Source organism: Vibrio sp. KUL78, assembly GCF_059725505.1.
This window is the reverse complement of record NZ_AP045840.1, coordinates 25,978-42,163: the sequence shown is the minus strand read 5'-3', so window position 1 is coordinate 42,163 and position 16,186 is coordinate 25,978. Positions and strand designations below refer to the sequence as shown.

Below are 16,186 nucleotides of genomic sequence, written 5' to 3'. Positions count from 1 at the left end.
CTCGTTTTGGATAAGTTTACGACCTTGCTACAACAAGTGAATCAAATAGGCGCAGCCAAAGGCAAAGAAAAGGAAGTGGTCATGGCTTCGTTTGAGAGCCCTGACGTTGGACTGAAGCCTGTCATCAACTACGCGCTCAACCCTGCCATCACGTTTGGTATTGGTAAAAAGACCATCACCCAGATTGAAAAGCAGTGTGAGACGGGCGTGAGCGTGCTCACTCTTGAGAATGCGGCTAAGGTACTCGAAGAGCTAAAAGAGCGCACACTGACAGGAAGCAACGCTATCTCAGCGCTCATCAATTTGCGCGCTCAACACTGCTCAGAGTCGTGGGAGCTGCTTAAGCGAATACTCATCAAAGATTTACGTGGATCGTTTAGCGCGAAGACTGCGAATCGTGTGTGGGAAGAGTTCATCTGGCTCTTTGAAGTACAGCTTGCGAACAAGTACGCCGCGTCCAAAGTGAAAGAGTGGCCGGTTGACGGAGAAGTGAAATACGATGGGGTTCGATGCGCTGCTGAGATTTGTCTGCGTGATGGCAAAGTTATCATGCGATCTCGCGAGGGCAACGTGTTTCCCATGTTCAAAGAAATCGAAGCCGATCTCTTAGAGTTAATGAAGCGTGCCATTCCAAACTATCAAGGCGTGGCCTACATCGATGGTGAAGTCATGTCGGGTGAGTTCCGTGAAACGTCTGGCGACATTCATCGTAAAGACACGCAGATCACAGGGGCAACGTTCCGAGTCTTTGATTTCCTCACCGAAGAAGAGTTTTGGGAGCGAAACGGCAAGAAGGCCGATCTGTCGCCCGTTCGTCGCCGCCGTATCGAGGCATTGTTCTTCAAAGCAGGCTGTGAGCTAAAGCAATGCGATGACTTAGGGATTGAAGGAGTGAACTGCGATAAGTCCCGTTACGCTGAGCTCAACACGCTTCGCCTCAATGAACAATATGAGATTGAGAACGATGCTGCCGCACTTGCGCTGTTTAGCCACTTCTACAACTTAGGGGAAGAGGGCATCATCGTGAAGCCTCGCAACTGTCGTTATGAGCGCAAACGCAATAACAATTTCCTCAAAATCAAAGGCAGCGTCAGTGAAGACTTGAAGATCATCGGCTTTGAGAAAGGCGAGCGAGACACCAAGTACGAAAACCATTTAGGCTCTATCGTTGTCGACTTTAAAGGTGTGAAGGTGAATGTCTCGTCGGGTCTAACGCACGATCAGCGTATGACATGGTGGGACAAACAAGATGAGCTTCTTGGTCGCATCATTGAGGTCAAAGCGCACGAAGTTACGCCCGATGGTTCAATGCGTCACCCACGCTTTATACGCTTCCGTGATACTCTCAAGAAAGGCGCAAAAGAGTAAATCAATACCGCAATATTGCAAGCATTTTAGCTTGCTAACATGCTAACCATCTTGTTCAATGTGCGACCAGTTATTCAGTTGGTCGCACATTTCTCTTCTACTTTTACCCCTCTATCGCTTATACTTTTTGGCGCTAAGCAAAATTATCCCGAACAAACAAGAGAATACAAAGATGATTACCGTCTCCGAACTGATAGGAAGAGACGGCTATGTGGAAACTTTACGTGACTTAAGCATCTGGAATATGGACGTCGATGACGTAATGCCTGCGCACCTGCAAGGCTTTTTCTATCGTTCAAAAATCAGAACTGATCGCGAGACAGCGAGACACACAGCCAACTCTATTGCGCAACAAATCTCAGCCGCGAACGCCCAGAAGATTGTTCGAAACAATCGCCTCAATGACTTTTCTATTTCAGAACCACCTTTCCTTTCTGGCGAGCTGCGTAAAGCGCTGCGTGAGATGGAGATGGTGAAACGACGTTGCGTGTTCTTCGCGCTCATCACGGGACTCGATCTTGAAGATGCAGTGGCGTTAACCTGGCAAGGCGTCAAAATCATGCGAGAAGGCGGCATGATGGTTGAAAACGATGTAGCACTGGATGTGCTGAATGCTTTACCACGTCACTTCAAAAGCCCACTTGTATTCTGGACAACGAATTCACAGTACCAGCCTGTCTCATTAATCGGTCTTCGTGCCGAAGTCGAGATGGCATTTTGCATGACTTATGAAGAGCTAAGGGACAAGGTTCAAACCATGTTATTTATCGACTCAGCTCTGGACGCAAGAGAATTGACGGAAATTTGGAGATCGAAGAATGGGTAAAATCATCATCGTTACCGCTCAGAAGGGCGGAACGGGGAAATCAGGTTGTCTTGCGCATATTGCACACGGACTGAAACGTCGTGGCGCATCTGTGCTGATTCTGGACTCAGATCAGACGCCAACAGTAAAGAAAGGTTATGACGACCGGTTGGGCTATCAAGATCTGGAAATCGTCTCTGAGAAGGTTGGCGCTGACTTCCCGTTGGTCAAACGATTAAAACCCTCCGATCCCGTTGATAAAGTTTTGGAAGTAGGTAAGCGCAAATACGATTATGTGTTTATCGATACTCAGGGAAAACTTGAAACCTTTGAGGCTGAATTAATTTCAAAAAGCGATTATGCCCTAATGGTGGTTGGTGCATCGGAAACAGATTTTGAAGAGTCTTTTGATGTTGTGAAATTGACCAACAGTATTGCCAATAGATATCAGAAAACTATCCCGACTATTGGCATTCTTCAAAAGGTTGATTCCCGTGATAAGCATCTAAATGCCTACATTAAAGATAGAGTTCGAGAAGAAGCCTCGGGATTAGATTCTTATATGTCAGCTAACTCAATTATTAAGGTATTGGGTTCGGTAGGTTTTACCGCTTATGACGCTTATGACAGTCCTAAAGATATGACTAAAGTTTTACAAACGAAATGGCAAAGAAAAGCTGTTTCTACCATTTCAAAGCAGAGAGCAAAAGAGTCCATTGATGAGGTTGAAAGTATCATTGATGAACTACTTAAGGAGTTAGAAAAGTATGAGCAATAAGGGTACTAATTCAGGCAGAAGTGATGAAGAGTTGGATGCACTATTAGATGCACCAGAGGAACAAGTAGTTACTAAACCAGTAAGTAATGAGACTGTCGATATCGACTCGGAAGAGATCTACGTTCCAAAACTGAACATTCGTCGCAAGAAAAAAGGTGATAACTTAAGACCTTTAGGTAGTCGAGTACCTGACTATATTATTGAAGATTTAAAGTTATTGGCAGATTATGAAGATGTCCCTGTTGAGGACTTAGTAGCGGGTATCCTTGAGCAAGTGTTGGATGACAACATGGACAAAGTATACAAAGCTGTTGAAAAACAAATGAGAAATCGCCGTAAAGCACGCAGCTAAAGGCGTTAGAGTGTGGTAAAAGCGTCGCTATATTACCACACTTTAAAAAAATCAACTCTAAAAAGGGGCAATTTGTCCCTTTTTTGACCCCTCCAATAAAAACACTTTTTTTCGTGAGAATTCTGTTTTTATCCCGTATTAAATGCGCTAGTATGCAACCTGTCAAACGTCACTCTTGAACCATTTGTTAGATAAATATTTACTAAACATCCGAGAGTTACGTGATTGATAATGTGTGATTGATTGACTATGATTTAAAAACATAAAATAAGTAAGTAATTAATATCCCCTTTTATGTTGGGCAGAAATTAGTATAAAAGTACTATGTCCATTAGTTGATTAAAGAATCAGCGAGGAACTGACGATGACAAACTTAACCAAAGCTGCAAAAATTGACAGCGAAATCCCGCCAGTAAGTGAATTGATTGATAAGGGTATTCATACGGCTAAAGCTAAAGGCTTAAGTCTTCATGATATTGCTCGTCAATGCGGAATGATTAATCCAAGTTCAAGAAGTGCATCACCTGTTTTTTCAATGTTAAGAAGTGGCACAATGCGTTTGCCGCTTGAACGTGTAATTGCTGTAGCAGATAACTTGGAGTTAGATCGCCGCCAACTTCTTATCTCTCAAATTAGAGATTCTTTAAAAACCGCTATGGTTAAAAAGAATCCTGAGAAAGAGATTAAAGAATTTGAAATGGTATGGAACGCAATCGGTTCAATCCTTCTTTATACACACACCTCTGAAGAGTCGGCTTTTATTCAGGCATTTCGTGAAGTGGAAGAAGAGCTTGATCAAAAGATTGAACCTGATCAGGAAACTATTGAACAGTTTAAAGAAGTCCTTAGAAACCAATACGCCTTATAGAAAAATACGGAAAAAGTCCGTCTATTAGGCGTTAGTAACCTAACTACGGAAAAATTCCGTATTAAGGTTCGAATTGGTTTAGCCAGAGGGCATTTATGATTGCAATAGGCGAGAGTAGTTACTGAGTGCGACTGACATAGGTTCAGTCGCTTTTTTTTGCCTGTCACCCCTGAAAGCTCCTTCAAAATCACTATCTTTCCCTAGTTATACACTATAGTATTAAGTCGTTACTTATCTTACAGAGTGTACAACATGGAACTATTATCACCCGTCGAGATCGTTCGCGACTCCATCGCGACGATTGTTCAAATACTCGCAGATCGTGACATCCCTGTTCGTCAAGAGGGCATGAAGGCTGCGGTAAGTTACAATGAGATAACCGGTGAACCTATCGCGGTTACTCTTCCCTATCTCCCTGATGATGCAAGTGAAGACCTTATCTTGTCTGTACAAGGATTTCTTGATCACGAAGTGGGGCATCTTCTTTTCACTGACCAATCTGAACTCATCAAAATCGCCCATGACCCTCAACTGCTCGAAATGCAAAACGTCATTGAAGACCCTTATGTCGAGCGTAAGATGCGTGAGCGCTTCCCTGGCTCTCGAAACAATCTAAATCAACTCTATCAACTGTTCATTGAGCGGATCGTTCACAAGAACTATGAAGCGCTTGTAGCTAGAGGTGAAGTTAACCCAATGGCTTACTTTGGCGTGTTGTTTCCCGTTATCTCTCGTGCATGGGCTGACTTCCCTGATTTTAAAGAATACATGGATGACAAATGGGAGTTGGTTGAGCCTATCGTTAAGAAAATCGATACCAAACTGATTGAGCGCATGCCGTTTACTAAGAACACGGCAGAGAACGTGGAGATTGGCCGCGAAATGCTGCTTCAGATCATGATGGACCCATACGATGATTTGGACAGTGGTGACGACGATGAGTGCGAGATGCCCTCAAAAGGCAAGATGGGTGACCCTCGTAAGTCTGCCAAGAGTAAGTCATCGGGTGAAGGCGGTCGTCGTTCTGGTCGAAGCATTGTCGATGAAGAGGGTGATGACACAGACGAGAAGCCTGAGCCTGAAGAGGAGACAGAAGAGGAGTCTTACGATGATCATGATGAATACGACGATCGTTTTGATGATGAAGGCGAAGAAGACGAAGATGAAGGAGGCTCTGGCGCTGCTTCTGACGACGAAGACGAAGACGACGGTCTTGAAGGCGGAGAAGACGAAGAGGATAAAGCGCTAGAAGGCGGAACATCTGCTGAGCTTGAGAAAGATAAGGTCGAAGAGGAGTCAGGCGATGATATCGACGCTGGCGATGGGGCTTTCTCTGATGACGGAGAAGACGACGAGGACGACGACGAAGGAGAGGTCTGGCGACCAAGCTCTGATAAGGAGTTTCTTGAGCACTCGATTGGCGATCTCGATGACTCGATGGGCGGTGAGATTGAGAAGATGGCGTCCGATGCGGCTGAGCGATCAGACTACGTCATTCCGACCACCGATCAGGATGTGATTGAGCCTGCACCCATCGTCTGTGAGCTTAGAGAAGCCGAGCGACGAGTGAAAGCTTTGGATGAGCGTGTCATGGATGTCGCAAGCGCCATTCAGCTCGATTTTGAACGTGCCTTTGTCAGTCAGCAAAAGTCGTATTGGCGAGGTGGGCAGACACGAGGAGCAATTAACGCTTCTCAGTTGGCTCGCATACGAACAGGCGACATGCGTGTGTTCCGTCAGCGAGAGGTTCGCAAGACCCGAGACTTCGATGTGCAAATGGTCATCGACTGCTCTGGCTCGATGAATGGCGAACGTATGAAGCTTGCTATCGAAGCCGCTTATTCAATGGGTGTTGCGCTCGACCGCATTGGCATTAACTTCGAGATCATCGGCTTTACGTCGAAGATGGGCGTCTCTCTTGGAAGCAGAGGAGTGGCAGGGCGTAAGTATCGCTATTCTCGATTAGACGCGATTTACATGCCTGTCTTTAAGGACTTCAAAGAGATTTGGTCACCAACGGTCATGCAGCGTTTGGCATCATGGTCGCAACCTTCTCGTGGCGTGTTGCAACAAAACGTCGATGGGGAATCGCTGATGTTGGCGGCAAAACGACTCGCAGCGCAGGCAAGTCCCGGCAAAGCCATGATCGTGCTCTCTGATGGCTCTCCTTGCTGCCATTCAGAAGACGACGCAGCACTCTCTCGCCATCTAAAGAAGACCACGAAGACCATTGAGAACGCGGGGATCAACTTAGTCGGCATTGGTATTCAACATGAAGGTGTGAGGGAATATTTCTCGAACTATACCGTGCTTCGAAACCTATCTTCACTGCCAACAACGGCAGTTACTCAGGTACGTGACATTATCTTGGGCATGTGATTTTTCGCTTGCCCACTCTTAAGTAAGTGCTTAACATTGATAACCCTAATTATACATTTAATAATAAATGTAGAGTTAAAACAGAGACATGACAGAGGACGACATGAATAAGATTGAATGCAAGATCTGTGGCGCAAAGGTACACGCGATGGCAATTCACATTCGCGATGAGCACCCAGACTGGACGCTAGAGAAGTACAAAGCTGAATACCCTAAAGCCCCTATTCTCAGTGAGATTGCCGAAGCTCGCGTCAAAGAGAAGAAAGCGGCCGCTGCCAAAGAGAAAGAGTCTCGCGAGATGTCAGCCATTGAAGCTGCATCAGCCGTGTCTACCAAAGGCGAGATGCACACGCTGTTCAACTTAGGCAAGATTGCCGCTGCGATGCGTCCAGATGGCAGTCCTGTCATGGTCGAAGTGCTCGAAGATGGCGATTGGTCGATGCAAGTGCCAGAGCGCGACGACAATCATGTTTTCCCTGTTGATGAACTCAAGTCTGGACTGACAGCGATTGCACTCAATATACCTGGCTACTTTTGGGGCCACTCAGGTACAGGTAAGACAACGCTATGGACGGAAATTGCAGCGCGAACGAATCGCCCAATGATTCGAATTCAACATACTGGCGCAACAGAAGAGTCGCACATTCTCGGCTCAATGGCTGCGAACAAAGACGGTACGTACTTCGACCCGGGTCCACTACCGCTTGCGATGAAATACGGCTGGATGTATCTCGCTGATGAATACGACATGGGACACCCACAAAGCATGATGGTCTATCAGCCTGTGTTAGAAGGCAAAGCGCTCATCATCAAAGAAGCACCTGCTGACAGTGAGTGGCGCATGATTCAGCCTCACCCTAACTTCCGTTTTGTGGCGACCGGCAACACGAACATGGCGGCTGACGAGACGGGTCTGTATCAAGGCACCAACATTCAAAACGGTGCGAACGCTGAGCGCTTTGGTATTGTCGAGCAAATCCCATTCATGCCGAAAAAGAAAGAGATCGAGGTTGTCTCGAATCAAGGTCGCATTGCAGAAGACGATGCGAAGAAGCTGGTTGAGTTCGCTGCGAAGGTACGTGATGCCTATGACGCGAAGAAAATCCGCACTCCAATCGGTCCTCGCGTTCTGATCAACTCTGCAAAAATTGCCATTGCTCGCGCTTCATTCATGAAGGGGCTAGAGCTGGCTTACATCAATCGTCTGACGACGAAAGACCGTGAGGTCGTAACTCAAATCGCGAAGCGCATCATTACTGCCTAGTGAGGTGAGTATGTCGAAATCAAACCTTGCCCCTCATTGCTTGGGGCAAGCTTGCTCTTTCTTTCCAACCACAGCGCCTTGCAAGCGCTGTCCTTCGAGCATTGATTGTGCGAAGCAGGTGATGGGCAAGCTTGAACGCATCAACGAAACACTCAACGTGACGCCACTGCTGAGCGCCACGCAAACCTATCTCGATAAGCATGGGGTGGCTACCAAAGCCATTCATCTTGAATCGAGTCATTCGGTCAAGTTTCAAGTGGAAGTGGATTTGTCGGCACTGAGTATTCGTGCTCGAAAGATTGCGACTGCCATTCTCACTCGCGGCATCGATATGAAGCAGGACGCTCGACGCGGAGGTAACCGCCTTAAGTTCGTCAAGCCGACCTACCTCTTTGCCATTCAAGGCAAGCTCAATCAAGACGGACGATTCACACATGAGGAGCTGAAGGCACTCATTCGTGCTGATCGTCCTGATTGCAAAGAAACCGCCATCAGCAATCACGCCAGTTTTGCTGCGCAAGCGTTGATGGCACTAAATGTAATCAGTAAGACAGGGAGCGCTTATGACCTCGCTAATTAATACGCGAAGCACCTTTAGCATGGGGCGCAGCATCTTACCCGTGAAGCGCATCATTACATTGGCGCAAGAACACGGCTACCAACAAGTCGCATTAACAGACGACGCAACGGTATCAGGCATGACGGATCTGTTTAATACCGTTCGTACACTCGAAGAGCCCATCAAAGCGGTGATCGGGGTGAACATCAAAGTCTATGACGACCCCACCTATCGACCGCCCTCAAAGAAGTCAGGCGAGAAAGCCAAGCGCAATGAGTTTTGGGAAGCAAAGCTGTTCGTGAAAAACGAAAAGGGGCTTAAAGCGCTGTTTCGACTGTTATCGGCTGCAAACTCAGAAGCGTACTTTTACCACACGCCTCGCGTTGGCATTAAAGAGCTCGTGGTGGCGCTGAAGTCTGACGGACTGATTGTCTCGACAGGCGATTTTTTCTCGCTGTTTCAACACTCGAATTACAAGCGCATACATGAAGCGTTGGTTAAGCATGTGAGCGCGTCAAATCGATTTATAGAGATGATTCCAGTCAACAGCGCATACTTTGACAAGATCAACGCTATCGCTGCTCAGAGTGCATTAGAGAGCGATTCTAAAACGGTGTTCTCTCGTCCTGCTTTGTATGAGGAGAACGCAGACGAGGCGCGTGATGTAATGAGCTACATCATTGGACACTCGAACGCTAAGCACCGTCTTCGCAGCATCCCATTCAATCGCGATTTCGTGGTGAAAAGCAAAGAAGAGTTGGGGTTTGAATGTGAGGCGATGATTGAACGTCTCTCAGTGTCAGGCGCAGCGGCCATCACCGATCGCAGCGCTGACTTATTCGACGCCTGTCGCTACGAATGGACAAAGCAAGCGATGTGTTTACCTCAAATGGCAGACGATGAGTTCGCGGAGCTGACCAAGCTTTGTAAGCAAGGTTGGAAAGACAGACTCGGCCGCAAAGTCTTTGGCTACAAACCCGATTCAGCCGATCTGCCTCAGTACAAAACGCGATTGCAATACGAGCTGAAAATCCTACGTGACATGGGTTTTGACCGTTATTTCTTGTTGGTGCGTGATGTGATCATGTTCAGTAAGGAAAACGACATCCTAGTGGGTCCTGCTCGTGGCTCTGCAGCCGGTTCCCTTGTCGCATATCTGATTGGCATTACAGATGTGGACCCGATTCGCTTTGGTCTTATCTTCGAGCGTTTCCTAAACCCCGATCGTCTCGACTATCCCGATATCGATACTGACTTCATGTCCTCACGACGACAAGAGGTCGTGGATTGGATTGCAGCGACATACGGACGAGAAAACGTAGCAGGCATCAACAACTACACCTCGCTAGGTGCAGCGTCAGCGATCCGAGATGTGGGGCGCATGTTCAGCATCAGCCAAGATGAACTCAAATGTACACGAGGCATCGAGCAAGGCATGACGCTTGAACAAGCCAAAGAATTGCCCGAAGTCGCTCGTTACGCAGTGAATCACCCCGATCTCTTTCCCATCTCTGAGCAGTTAGATGGCGCAATGCGAAGTCTCGGACGACACGCTGCGGGGGTTGTTGTGGCAGGAGAGCCATTAATCGAACGCGCTGTGGTGGAGAATCGAAAAGGCGAACAGTCGGTGAACTGGGACAAACGAACGGTGGAGGACTGGGGCTTAATCAAGCTCGATATACTGGGTCTGTCCACGCTCGATGTTATCCAGATCAGCAAAGACAAGATCAAAGAGCGTCATGGTATCGACCTCGATTTGCTCAGTATCCCTCTTGATGATGAAGCGGTACTCGATGCGTTTGCTCAGGGTAAGACCGTTGGTGTGTTTCAGTTTACCTCTGGCGGAATGCGAACCTTACTTAAGCAGTTTGGCGAAGGGGGTCGAAAACTCACCTTTGAAGATGTCTACGCGGCGACTGCACTCTATCGTCCAGGCCCACTCCAATCGGGCATGACCGAGACGTATGTCCAAATCAAACAAGGCATCGTTAAGCCGCATTACGAACATGCCAAGATGGAACCTGCTCTGTTAGAGACGCGAGGCGTTATTGTCTATCAGGAACAGGTTATGCAGATTGCCCGTGATCTGTGTGACTACACGATGGGCGAGTCCGATGTGCTTCGTAAAGTGATGGGTAAGAAACTCCCTGCAGAAATGGAGAAGCAGCGTGAGAAGTTCGTGGCAGGCGCAGTGAAGTGCTCTGATATGGAAGAGTCGCATGCTTCGCATCTGTTCGACCAGATCGCTCAATTCGCAGGCTACGGCTTTAACAAATCGCACTCGGTGAGTTACACGCTCATCTCCTACATCTGTATGTACCTCAAGCACTATTACCCTGCTGAGTTCTTTGCTGCGTCCTTATCGATCGTCAAAGAAGATGCGCTCACACCCATCGTAAAAGATGCCGCTGAGCATGGGGTGTATGTCGTGCCACCTTGTATCAACAACTCAACAGACACGTTTGAAATTGGATACGACGAGAAGCGCGAGCAACACATTCTGTACAGTCCTCTTAATCGAGTGAAACAAGTCTCTGACAAGGGCACCAAGATGATACTGCGCGTCAGAGAAGACGTCGGAGGGGTGTTCCGAGATAAGAAGCATTTTCTGGACAGCATTGAAAAGCGTCACTGTAACAAGCGAGCCCAAGAGAACCTTGATCGCGTCGGTGCGTTTTGCTCCATCGATCCTGACGCTATCGACCCTCGTCACCCAGATCGCCTCAAAGACCAAAAAGAGCTGCTACCTAATCTGATGCTCAATAACGTCAAAGCGAGCCGCTACATCGATCTGAAGACTGTGAAACCCGAGATAGCCGAGCTGTGTGAAGCCATCAAAGCCAAACAGTATGACGAAGAAGGGTTCTCAACAGGCGTCATACCGGTCATTCCAAACTTTGGCGCACGCCCCAAGTTCATGATGATTTCCGACAGCGCGGCCTTTACCGAAGAGAAGGCAGGCAAGTTCGCTGAAGGGAAATCGTTCAACTACACCAAGTTCGCACTCGACTACGCTGGACTGAAAAAGTCAGAAGGCTATTACACGGGTGTCGTCAAAGCCAAGAAGAAAGATAAGCAACTCTCGACTGAAGAGATCAACGAATGGTCAGAGTTTCTTGAGCAAGAAATCGAACTGCTCAAACCAAGCGTGGTGATCTGTGCAGGTGGCGCAGCTATCCGAGCGTTATGTCCTGATGTGAAGGGAGGGTGGGAAGCGCTCTCTGGTCAGGTGATTTATGACGTGAAACGCGACTGTTCCATCTACTTCGCGCCTAACCCACAAATGACGTTTGTGAAGCCCGAAGTGCAAGACATCCTCAATGACATATTTGCCGAAGTTAAGGAATCACTATCATGAAAATCAACAATATCCAAAGTGAAGTCAAAGTAACCGCAGAGTTTGTTCGTGAAGACAAGGACAATCTTCAGCTCTACTCAAGCATGAAGGGCGCAGCAGAGGTTCAAGATGCTTTCTTTGACGCACTCACTGAATCGTTGCGAGAGCCAAAGACCATCAATGCGCACTTTGGCGTAGCGATTGATGCAGCCACGAAAGTCGCGCAAGAGCACGGAAAGAAGCTTGAAAGCTACGGGATGTACGACAGTGCAGTGGGTGAGGTCATTGGTCGCATTATCGAAAAACTCAGCAGTACGGAGGAAGTGTAATGGCCGAACTCAAGAAGAAATTCAACTGGGGCAAGATCGTCAAAGACCATGTGATTGGCGATTACGTTATTCGTGAGTACATCGAGAGAGGCACTGACAACACCGCGTTTCACGTTTACCTGAAGGGCGTCGATACCAGCCACTCCTATGAAAGTTTGGACAGCGCTTTGATTGCGGCCATCGCCATGAAGTACGACGGTGCGAACACGCAAGCCAACACGTTCTTTGAGCGAGCTATCGATATTCTCGGGAAGTATCAATAGCCCTTAACACCCAACGGGCGCAAGTGAGCGCCCTGTCTTCGCGTCATAACATAACAGTATGAATAAAGCAGTCTATCAACGGAGAGATAGCATGACTGAAAAACAGAGTGTAATGCCGGTCACCAAAGACCAAGCAGTTCAAACGAACATCGGGTACGCCAGTAAGATTGGCAAGCAGGTTATCAAGTCTCAGCTTAAAGCCAAGCTTGATGAGCTAAAAGCCAAACGCGAGTCGATCAGTGACGAGGCAATGAATGTCTTCGACGTCAAGGATTTGGAAAAGTACCTCAACGATAAGGTGACTCTCGGCATCAAGCATGATGGTGACGTCACGCGCTTTCGAAACCTCTGCAACACATTTTCCCCACATCACGATGAGCACAACTTTGCGTCCAATCTCAACTTTGTTGACAGCATTGCCTCTGGTTCAGCCGCTCGCAGTCTTCAGATGTGCTCTCTAGAGTCGCCACAATTCAAAAAGGTACTGGAAGAGTTGGGTACGGATGTGAACGTGGATTTCAAGGTTCGTTGGGCAGGCGAGGGTTACGAAGACTTATTAGGTTTTAGCTGCTTCGTTGCACTCGATGATGTATGGATGGCCAAGCTTAAAGAGCAAGCCGCACTGGTCAGCGAAGAGCGCAAGATCTACGACGATATTTGCGCCATCAACAAAAAGATGGATGACATCGATCAGTTGGTCGAAGAGATGGAAGCCAAGCTGCTTGTTGACGAGTTAAGCAGCTCCGCAGAAGGCAAGAAGGTGCTTGCGGTGACCTCAGAGTTGGTCAGCGGTGTGCTTGATATGACCCCTGAACTTCTAGCGTTGGAGAAATAGCAATGGCTCAAGTATCGAATGAAGACAGAGTGCTCATGTTGGCACTGATGCCCACTCTATCAATGCCCGTGATCGCAGAGAAGTTCGAGATCTCAGTGCATCTTATGGCTCACTCGATACTTGATTGCGATTTCCCAATGGACGAGGGGCTATTCAACGCACGCCTCAAAAACAACAACATTCGATTTAGCAGCACAGCAATAGAGCGCCGCTGCTATCGATGTAAAGAGTATGTGCCTTATACCACTGAATTTTGGCATCGTTCGCGGTCAACAAAAGATGGCGCAAACTCGCACTGCATTTGCTGCCAGTTAGAGATGAATCGCGAGAAGTCCGAAGCCGCTAAACAAGGAAAACGTCATGAGTGCAAATGATTTTGTTTGTCGAGAGTTTCATAAGCCTTTGCCACAACACCGTCATCTTAAGCATCACAATGAAGATGAATTGGAGTTGGATGACCCGAAGTACAAGTGGCAGTACTTTGGCGAAACAAAGTACGGTCGTTACGCGGTGTGTCAGAACACACAAGTCAAACGCGGCTTAACAATGGGTGAGTTCTATGGCTCTGGTGTCGTGGATTAACGGGAGAACTGACGATGGAAAGTAACGATATCGATTTAGCCAAAGCATTGATGCCCGATCTGTCGATGAGCGTGATCGCTGAGAAGCTGGAAGTGCCATTGCATTTGTTGGCGCAAGAAGTGTTGGACTGCGACTTCAAGATGACCGAGTCGCTGTTCAATAAGCGCTTGAACGGGGATCGCATTCGTTTGGGTGAGGACTCAATCGAGCGATTGTGTGTGCGATGCGAAGAGTATTACCCACTGACCGCTGAGTTCTGGCATCGCACTCGCTCTCAAATAGGCGGCACACACTCAATGTGTAAAGGGTGCGAGCGCGAGCGTAAGTTCAATTTCAGACAAGCGAAAGGGGCGAAAGCCTACAAGCGCAATTACTAGGAGAGAGCATGAAGTTATTTCTACCTTTTACCGTTCGCCACAGTGCAACGTGTGATAACGACTGCGATTGCGGATGTGACGATGCTTGTCCTGTTGGTACAGAGACGCAAGAGTTGGACGCAGTCACCACAGTTTTGATTGGTACCAGAGGCTCAAACGAATGGGTTGAGTCCATTCATCAAGACGGAAAGGAATACAAGCAAGAGCAAATATTGGAAGCGCTAAAGCGTAATGTCGATTTTGCCATCAAGCGTCATGAAAAACTGGGCACATTCAAATAGGGAAGCAGCATGAGTTGGCAAATCAAACATAGCATCGAAAGAAACATCAAAGAGTATGGCTTTCATATTCAGTACATCATGGCAGATCAGCATAGCGCCTCACTGCCTTTCTTCTACACTATCGGCTTAACGGACATGGGTCTGCCTGAGATCTTAATGGTGGGTGACATCCCTACGACCTATGGGGCTCAAATCATTCATGTAATCGTGGATGAATGGAAGCGTCGCGGGTTTTTACCTGGCATCCACAATGACTACATTCAGACCAAAGACAAGAAGCCACTTCCGCTGCAAGTTCGCGAGCTAGACACCAGTTACCCTCGACTCATCAATCACTTCACCGTGTTTGCCCATCAGCGCTACGAGCACCATGATAACTTCCGTGTTGCTCAGTTAATTTGGCCAGATCATGAGGGTCGATTGCCCTTTGATGAAAGCTATAGCATGCACCATCTTCAAGAGCTATTGCCTCTTGTGAAGGCAAAGTTCGAAGCGTAGGTAATGTGTATTTATTTTACGATGTCCTCTTTTAATTTTCGTGAATAGTGCTTACTATAAGATCACTCTTAAGTAAGCACTTAACACTATAAGGTTTAAATGTATGGAAGCGAAAGACGATGACATGGCTGTCGATGCAAGGCATGAAGAGCGCGAGTTCAGTGCCGCTAAGTTGAGACGCGACTTGCAGATCAACGATGCGGATCTGGATGGCAACATGACTGAGCAGGCTTCTCTCTACGCTTACTATTCCTCACTGTATGCCAAAGCCCAATACGAAGCTGATCATGCGAAGACCATGCTTGAAGTGACGCATGCGAAAAAGTATGCCGCCATTCGAAATGCGAAGTTAGGTAGAGCGGTGAAATTCAGTGAAGCCTCTCTCGAAGCGGAAGTGCTTCGTTCAGAGGACTACATTCTCGCCGCACAGCAAGTCAACAAGACCAAGCTACGTGCCACGCTACTCAAAGAAGGACTGGAAGCCTTTAAGCAGCGTCGAGATATGCTCGTGCAAAAAGGTGTCTCAAGACGCGAGGAGATGAAGGGCGAGCTGTTTCTGAAATCGAGAGATGAAACTCCTTCTCAACGTGCCAAACGACTCATGGAAGAGCGAGGAAAATAATGAACCCATCCATCATCGAAGCTGCGGTGACGAAACTTGTGGATGAGCGCATTGCTCAATTCAATAACCACTTTCTTCGTCGTCATGGCGGTGTCCCGATTGACTGCAACAGCGAAATGTACAAGCGAGCGGTCGAAGAGATCAATCATCTGATTAAGTCGGGTACCAAGAAGCCTTCTCAGCAATCAATGGGGGCAGCGCTTGATTTACTCGGTGTCCTTCACGCTTGCAAACTGCCTGAAACCGAAATCAGCGTCACGCTTGGACTTCTGGCTTCACTCGCACAAGGCGCAGTGCTGTCCGATCTGACTGAGAATGACCGATGGATCACGGTCAAAGAGGGGCTTCAAGCGAACAGCCGAGATCAGCGTGTGGTTCGCAAGGGCGATCAATTCTATTTCACCGAAGGTTGGTTATACCCAACAGATGACAAGCCAGAGGGCATCCTCAAAGGCGAAGCGTCTTGGGTCGAAATCAAGCTTCCCATTTCCGTTACGCAATTAACCTCAAAGCTGTACGTAAATGAGGACAAGCAAGAGGAGAACAGCGCGTAGCACAGTACCCATAGGGACTGCTTCGGGGTGTAATGCATCTTTAAGTAAGTACTTTATATTGTACTTGATAATTAATTTTATCAGCGATTATCGCAACCTAAGAAACCTAAGCAACTGAAAAAACTAAGCAACCTA

19 protein-coding genes are annotated in these 16,186 nt (G+C 47.6%); all 19 read left to right on the top strand.

Annotation, left to right across the window (positions count from 1 at the left end):
- Nucleotides 1-6 precede the first annotated feature (6 nt).
- The 19 genes from AC6I8Y_RS27265 to AC6I8Y_RS27175 all read left to right on the top strand — a co-directional run bounded on the left by AC6I8Y_RS27265 (nucleotide 7) and on the right by AC6I8Y_RS27175 (nucleotide 16,051).
- Nucleotides 7-1,368: an ATP-dependent DNA ligase gene (locus tag AC6I8Y_RS27265; protein ID WP_498023558.1), complete on the top strand. Its 1,362-nt coding sequence runs from the start codon at nucleotides 7-9 to the stop codon at nucleotides 1,366-1,368.
- A gap of 172 nt (nucleotides 1,369-1,540) precedes the next feature.
- Nucleotides 1,541-2,194 carry a hypothetical protein gene (locus AC6I8Y_RS27260; RefSeq protein ID WP_498023556.1) on the top strand — a complete coding sequence of 218 codons (654 nt, stop codon included), beginning with the start codon at nucleotides 1,541-1,543 and terminating at the stop codon, nucleotides 2,192-2,194.
- Entirely contained in the window at nucleotides 2,187-2,951 is a 765-nt protein-coding gene (locus tag AC6I8Y_RS27255) for a ParA family protein (RefSeq protein WP_498023554.1), read from the top strand. Before AC6I8Y_RS27260 ends, AC6I8Y_RS27255 begins: the two co-directional genes overlap by 8 nt.
- On the top strand, nucleotides 2,941-3,303 hold the full coding sequence (locus AC6I8Y_RS27250) for a hypothetical protein (protein ID WP_498023552.1): 363 nt from the start codon (nucleotides 2,941-2,943) through the stop codon (nucleotides 3,301-3,303). The genes AC6I8Y_RS27255 and AC6I8Y_RS27250 overlap by 11 nt, the downstream gene beginning before the upstream one ends.
- 364 nt (nucleotides 3,304-3,667) lie before the next feature.
- Nucleotides 3,668-4,171: a hypothetical protein gene (locus AC6I8Y_RS27245; protein WP_498023550.1), complete on the top strand. Its 504-nt coding sequence runs from the start codon at nucleotides 3,668-3,670 to the stop codon at nucleotides 4,169-4,171.
- A gap of 252 nt (nucleotides 4,172-4,423) precedes the next feature.
- On the top strand, nucleotides 4,424-6,550 hold the full coding sequence (locus tag AC6I8Y_RS27240; RefSeq protein WP_498023548.1) for a cobaltochelatase CobT-related protein: 2,127 nt from the start codon (nucleotides 4,424-4,426) through the stop codon (nucleotides 6,548-6,550).
- A gap of 103 nt (nucleotides 6,551-6,653) precedes the next feature.
- Nucleotides 6,654-7,814, top strand: coding sequence for an AAA family ATPase (locus tag AC6I8Y_RS27235; protein ID WP_498023546.1), 1,161 nt, complete (start codon nucleotides 6,654-6,656; stop codon nucleotides 7,812-7,814).
- A gap of 10 nt (nucleotides 7,815-7,824) precedes the next feature.
- Nucleotides 7,825-8,394, top strand: a complete 570-nt coding sequence (locus tag AC6I8Y_RS27230) for a hypothetical protein (protein ID WP_498023544.1) — start codon at nucleotides 7,825-7,827, stop codon at nucleotides 8,392-8,394.
- Nucleotides 8,378-11,731, top strand: coding sequence for a DNA polymerase III subunit alpha (gene dnaE, locus AC6I8Y_RS27225; protein ID WP_498023542.1), 3,354 nt, complete (start codon nucleotides 8,378-8,380; stop codon nucleotides 11,729-11,731). Before AC6I8Y_RS27230 ends, dnaE begins: the two co-directional genes overlap by 17 nt.
- Entirely contained in the window at nucleotides 11,728-12,039 is a 312-nt protein-coding gene (locus tag AC6I8Y_RS27220) for a hypothetical protein (RefSeq protein ID WP_498023540.1), read from the top strand. Before dnaE ends, AC6I8Y_RS27220 begins: the two co-directional genes overlap by 4 nt.
- Nucleotides 12,039-12,302: a hypothetical protein gene (locus AC6I8Y_RS27215; RefSeq protein ID WP_498023539.1), complete on the top strand. Its 264-nt coding sequence runs from the start codon at nucleotides 12,039-12,041 to the stop codon at nucleotides 12,300-12,302. Before AC6I8Y_RS27220 ends, AC6I8Y_RS27215 begins: the two co-directional genes overlap by 1 nt.
- A gap of 91 nt (nucleotides 12,303-12,393) precedes the next feature.
- Nucleotides 12,394-13,137 (top strand): hypothetical protein, encoded by a 744-nt coding sequence (locus AC6I8Y_RS27210; RefSeq protein ID WP_498023537.1) that lies wholly within the window; start codon nucleotides 12,394-12,396, stop codon nucleotides 13,135-13,137.
- A 2-nt stretch (nucleotides 13,138-13,139) separates the two neighbouring features.
- The gene (locus tag AC6I8Y_RS27205) at nucleotides 13,140-13,511 is read left to right on the top strand and encodes a hypothetical protein (RefSeq protein WP_498023535.1); all 372 of its coding nucleotides are present in this window, start codon (nucleotides 13,140-13,142) and stop codon (nucleotides 13,509-13,511) included.
- Complete coding sequence (locus tag AC6I8Y_RS27200) at nucleotides 13,498-13,719, top strand: hypothetical protein (protein WP_498023533.1); 222 nt, start codon at nucleotides 13,498-13,500, stop codon at nucleotides 13,717-13,719. The genes AC6I8Y_RS27205 and AC6I8Y_RS27200 overlap by 14 nt, the downstream gene beginning before the upstream one ends.
- Nucleotides 13,720-13,733: 14 nt before the next feature.
- On the top strand, nucleotides 13,734-14,096 hold the full coding sequence (locus AC6I8Y_RS27195; RefSeq protein ID WP_498023531.1) for a hypothetical protein: 363 nt from the start codon (nucleotides 13,734-13,736) through the stop codon (nucleotides 14,094-14,096).
- 8 nt (nucleotides 14,097-14,104) lie between these two features.
- On the top strand, nucleotides 14,105-14,377 hold the full coding sequence (locus AC6I8Y_RS27190; RefSeq protein WP_498023530.1) for a hypothetical protein: 273 nt from the start codon (nucleotides 14,105-14,107) through the stop codon (nucleotides 14,375-14,377).
- A gap of 9 nt (nucleotides 14,378-14,386) precedes the next feature.
- Nucleotides 14,387-14,875 (top strand): DUF4262 domain-containing protein, encoded by a 489-nt coding sequence (locus AC6I8Y_RS27185; protein ID WP_498023528.1) that lies wholly within the window; start codon nucleotides 14,387-14,389, stop codon nucleotides 14,873-14,875.
- A 103-nt stretch (nucleotides 14,876-14,978) separates the two neighbouring features.
- Nucleotides 14,979-15,497, top strand: a complete 519-nt coding sequence (locus tag AC6I8Y_RS27180; protein WP_498023526.1) for a hypothetical protein — start codon at nucleotides 14,979-14,981, stop codon at nucleotides 15,495-15,497.
- Entirely contained in the window at nucleotides 15,497-16,051 is a 555-nt protein-coding gene (locus AC6I8Y_RS27175) for a hypothetical protein (RefSeq protein ID WP_498023524.1), read from the top strand. The genes AC6I8Y_RS27180 and AC6I8Y_RS27175 overlap by 1 nt, the downstream gene beginning before the upstream one ends.
- Nucleotides 16,052-16,186: the final 135 nt, after the last annotated feature.

Excerpts from the sequence above, each read along its gene's own strand:
- AC6I8Y_RS27260 (WP_498023556.1), top strand. The coding sequence starts at position 1,541 with ATGATTACCGTCTCCGAACTGATAGGAAGAGACGGCTATGTGGAAACT.
- AC6I8Y_RS27255 (WP_498023554.1), top strand. The coding sequence starts at position 2,187 with ATGGGTAAAATCATCATCGTTACCGCTCAGAAGGGCGGAACGGGGAAA.
- AC6I8Y_RS27250 (WP_498023552.1), top strand. The coding sequence starts at position 2,941 with ATGAGCAATAAGGGTACTAATTCAGGCAGAAGTGATGAAGAGTTGGAT.
- AC6I8Y_RS27245 (WP_498023550.1), top strand. The coding sequence starts at position 3,668 with ATGACAAACTTAACCAAAGCTGCAAAAATTGACAGCGAAATCCCGCCA.
- AC6I8Y_RS27240 (WP_498023548.1), top strand. The coding sequence starts at position 4,424 with ATGGAACTATTATCACCCGTCGAGATCGTTCGCGACTCCATCGCGACG.
- AC6I8Y_RS27235 (WP_498023546.1), top strand. The coding sequence starts at position 6,654 with ATGAATAAGATTGAATGCAAGATCTGTGGCGCAAAGGTACACGCGATG.
- AC6I8Y_RS27230 (WP_498023544.1), top strand. The coding sequence starts at position 7,825 with ATGTCGAAATCAAACCTTGCCCCTCATTGCTTGGGGCAAGCTTGCTCT.
- dnaE (WP_498023542.1), top strand. The coding sequence starts at position 8,378 with ATGACCTCGCTAATTAATACGCGAAGCACCTTTAGCATGGGGCGCAGC.
- AC6I8Y_RS27220 (WP_498023540.1), top strand. The coding sequence starts at position 11,728 with ATGAAAATCAACAATATCCAAAGTGAAGTCAAAGTAACCGCAGAGTTT.
- AC6I8Y_RS27215 (WP_498023539.1), top strand. The coding sequence starts at position 12,039 with ATGGCCGAACTCAAGAAGAAATTCAACTGGGGCAAGATCGTCAAAGAC.
- AC6I8Y_RS27210 (WP_498023537.1), top strand. The coding sequence starts at position 12,394 with ATGACTGAAAAACAGAGTGTAATGCCGGTCACCAAAGACCAAGCAGTT.
- AC6I8Y_RS27205 (WP_498023535.1), top strand. The coding sequence starts at position 13,140 with ATGGCTCAAGTATCGAATGAAGACAGAGTGCTCATGTTGGCACTGATG.
- AC6I8Y_RS27200 (WP_498023533.1), top strand. The coding sequence starts at position 13,498 with ATGAGTGCAAATGATTTTGTTTGTCGAGAGTTTCATAAGCCTTTGCCA.
- AC6I8Y_RS27195 (WP_498023531.1), top strand. The coding sequence starts at position 13,734 with ATGGAAAGTAACGATATCGATTTAGCCAAAGCATTGATGCCCGATCTG.
- AC6I8Y_RS27190 (WP_498023530.1), top strand. The coding sequence starts at position 14,105 with ATGAAGTTATTTCTACCTTTTACCGTTCGCCACAGTGCAACGTGTGAT.
- AC6I8Y_RS27185 (WP_498023528.1), top strand. The coding sequence starts at position 14,387 with ATGAGTTGGCAAATCAAACATAGCATCGAAAGAAACATCAAAGAGTAT.
- AC6I8Y_RS27180 (WP_498023526.1), top strand. The coding sequence starts at position 14,979 with ATGGAAGCGAAAGACGATGACATGGCTGTCGATGCAAGGCATGAAGAG.
- AC6I8Y_RS27175 (WP_498023524.1), top strand. The coding sequence starts at position 15,497 with ATGAACCCATCCATCATCGAAGCTGCGGTGACGAAACTTGTGGATGAG.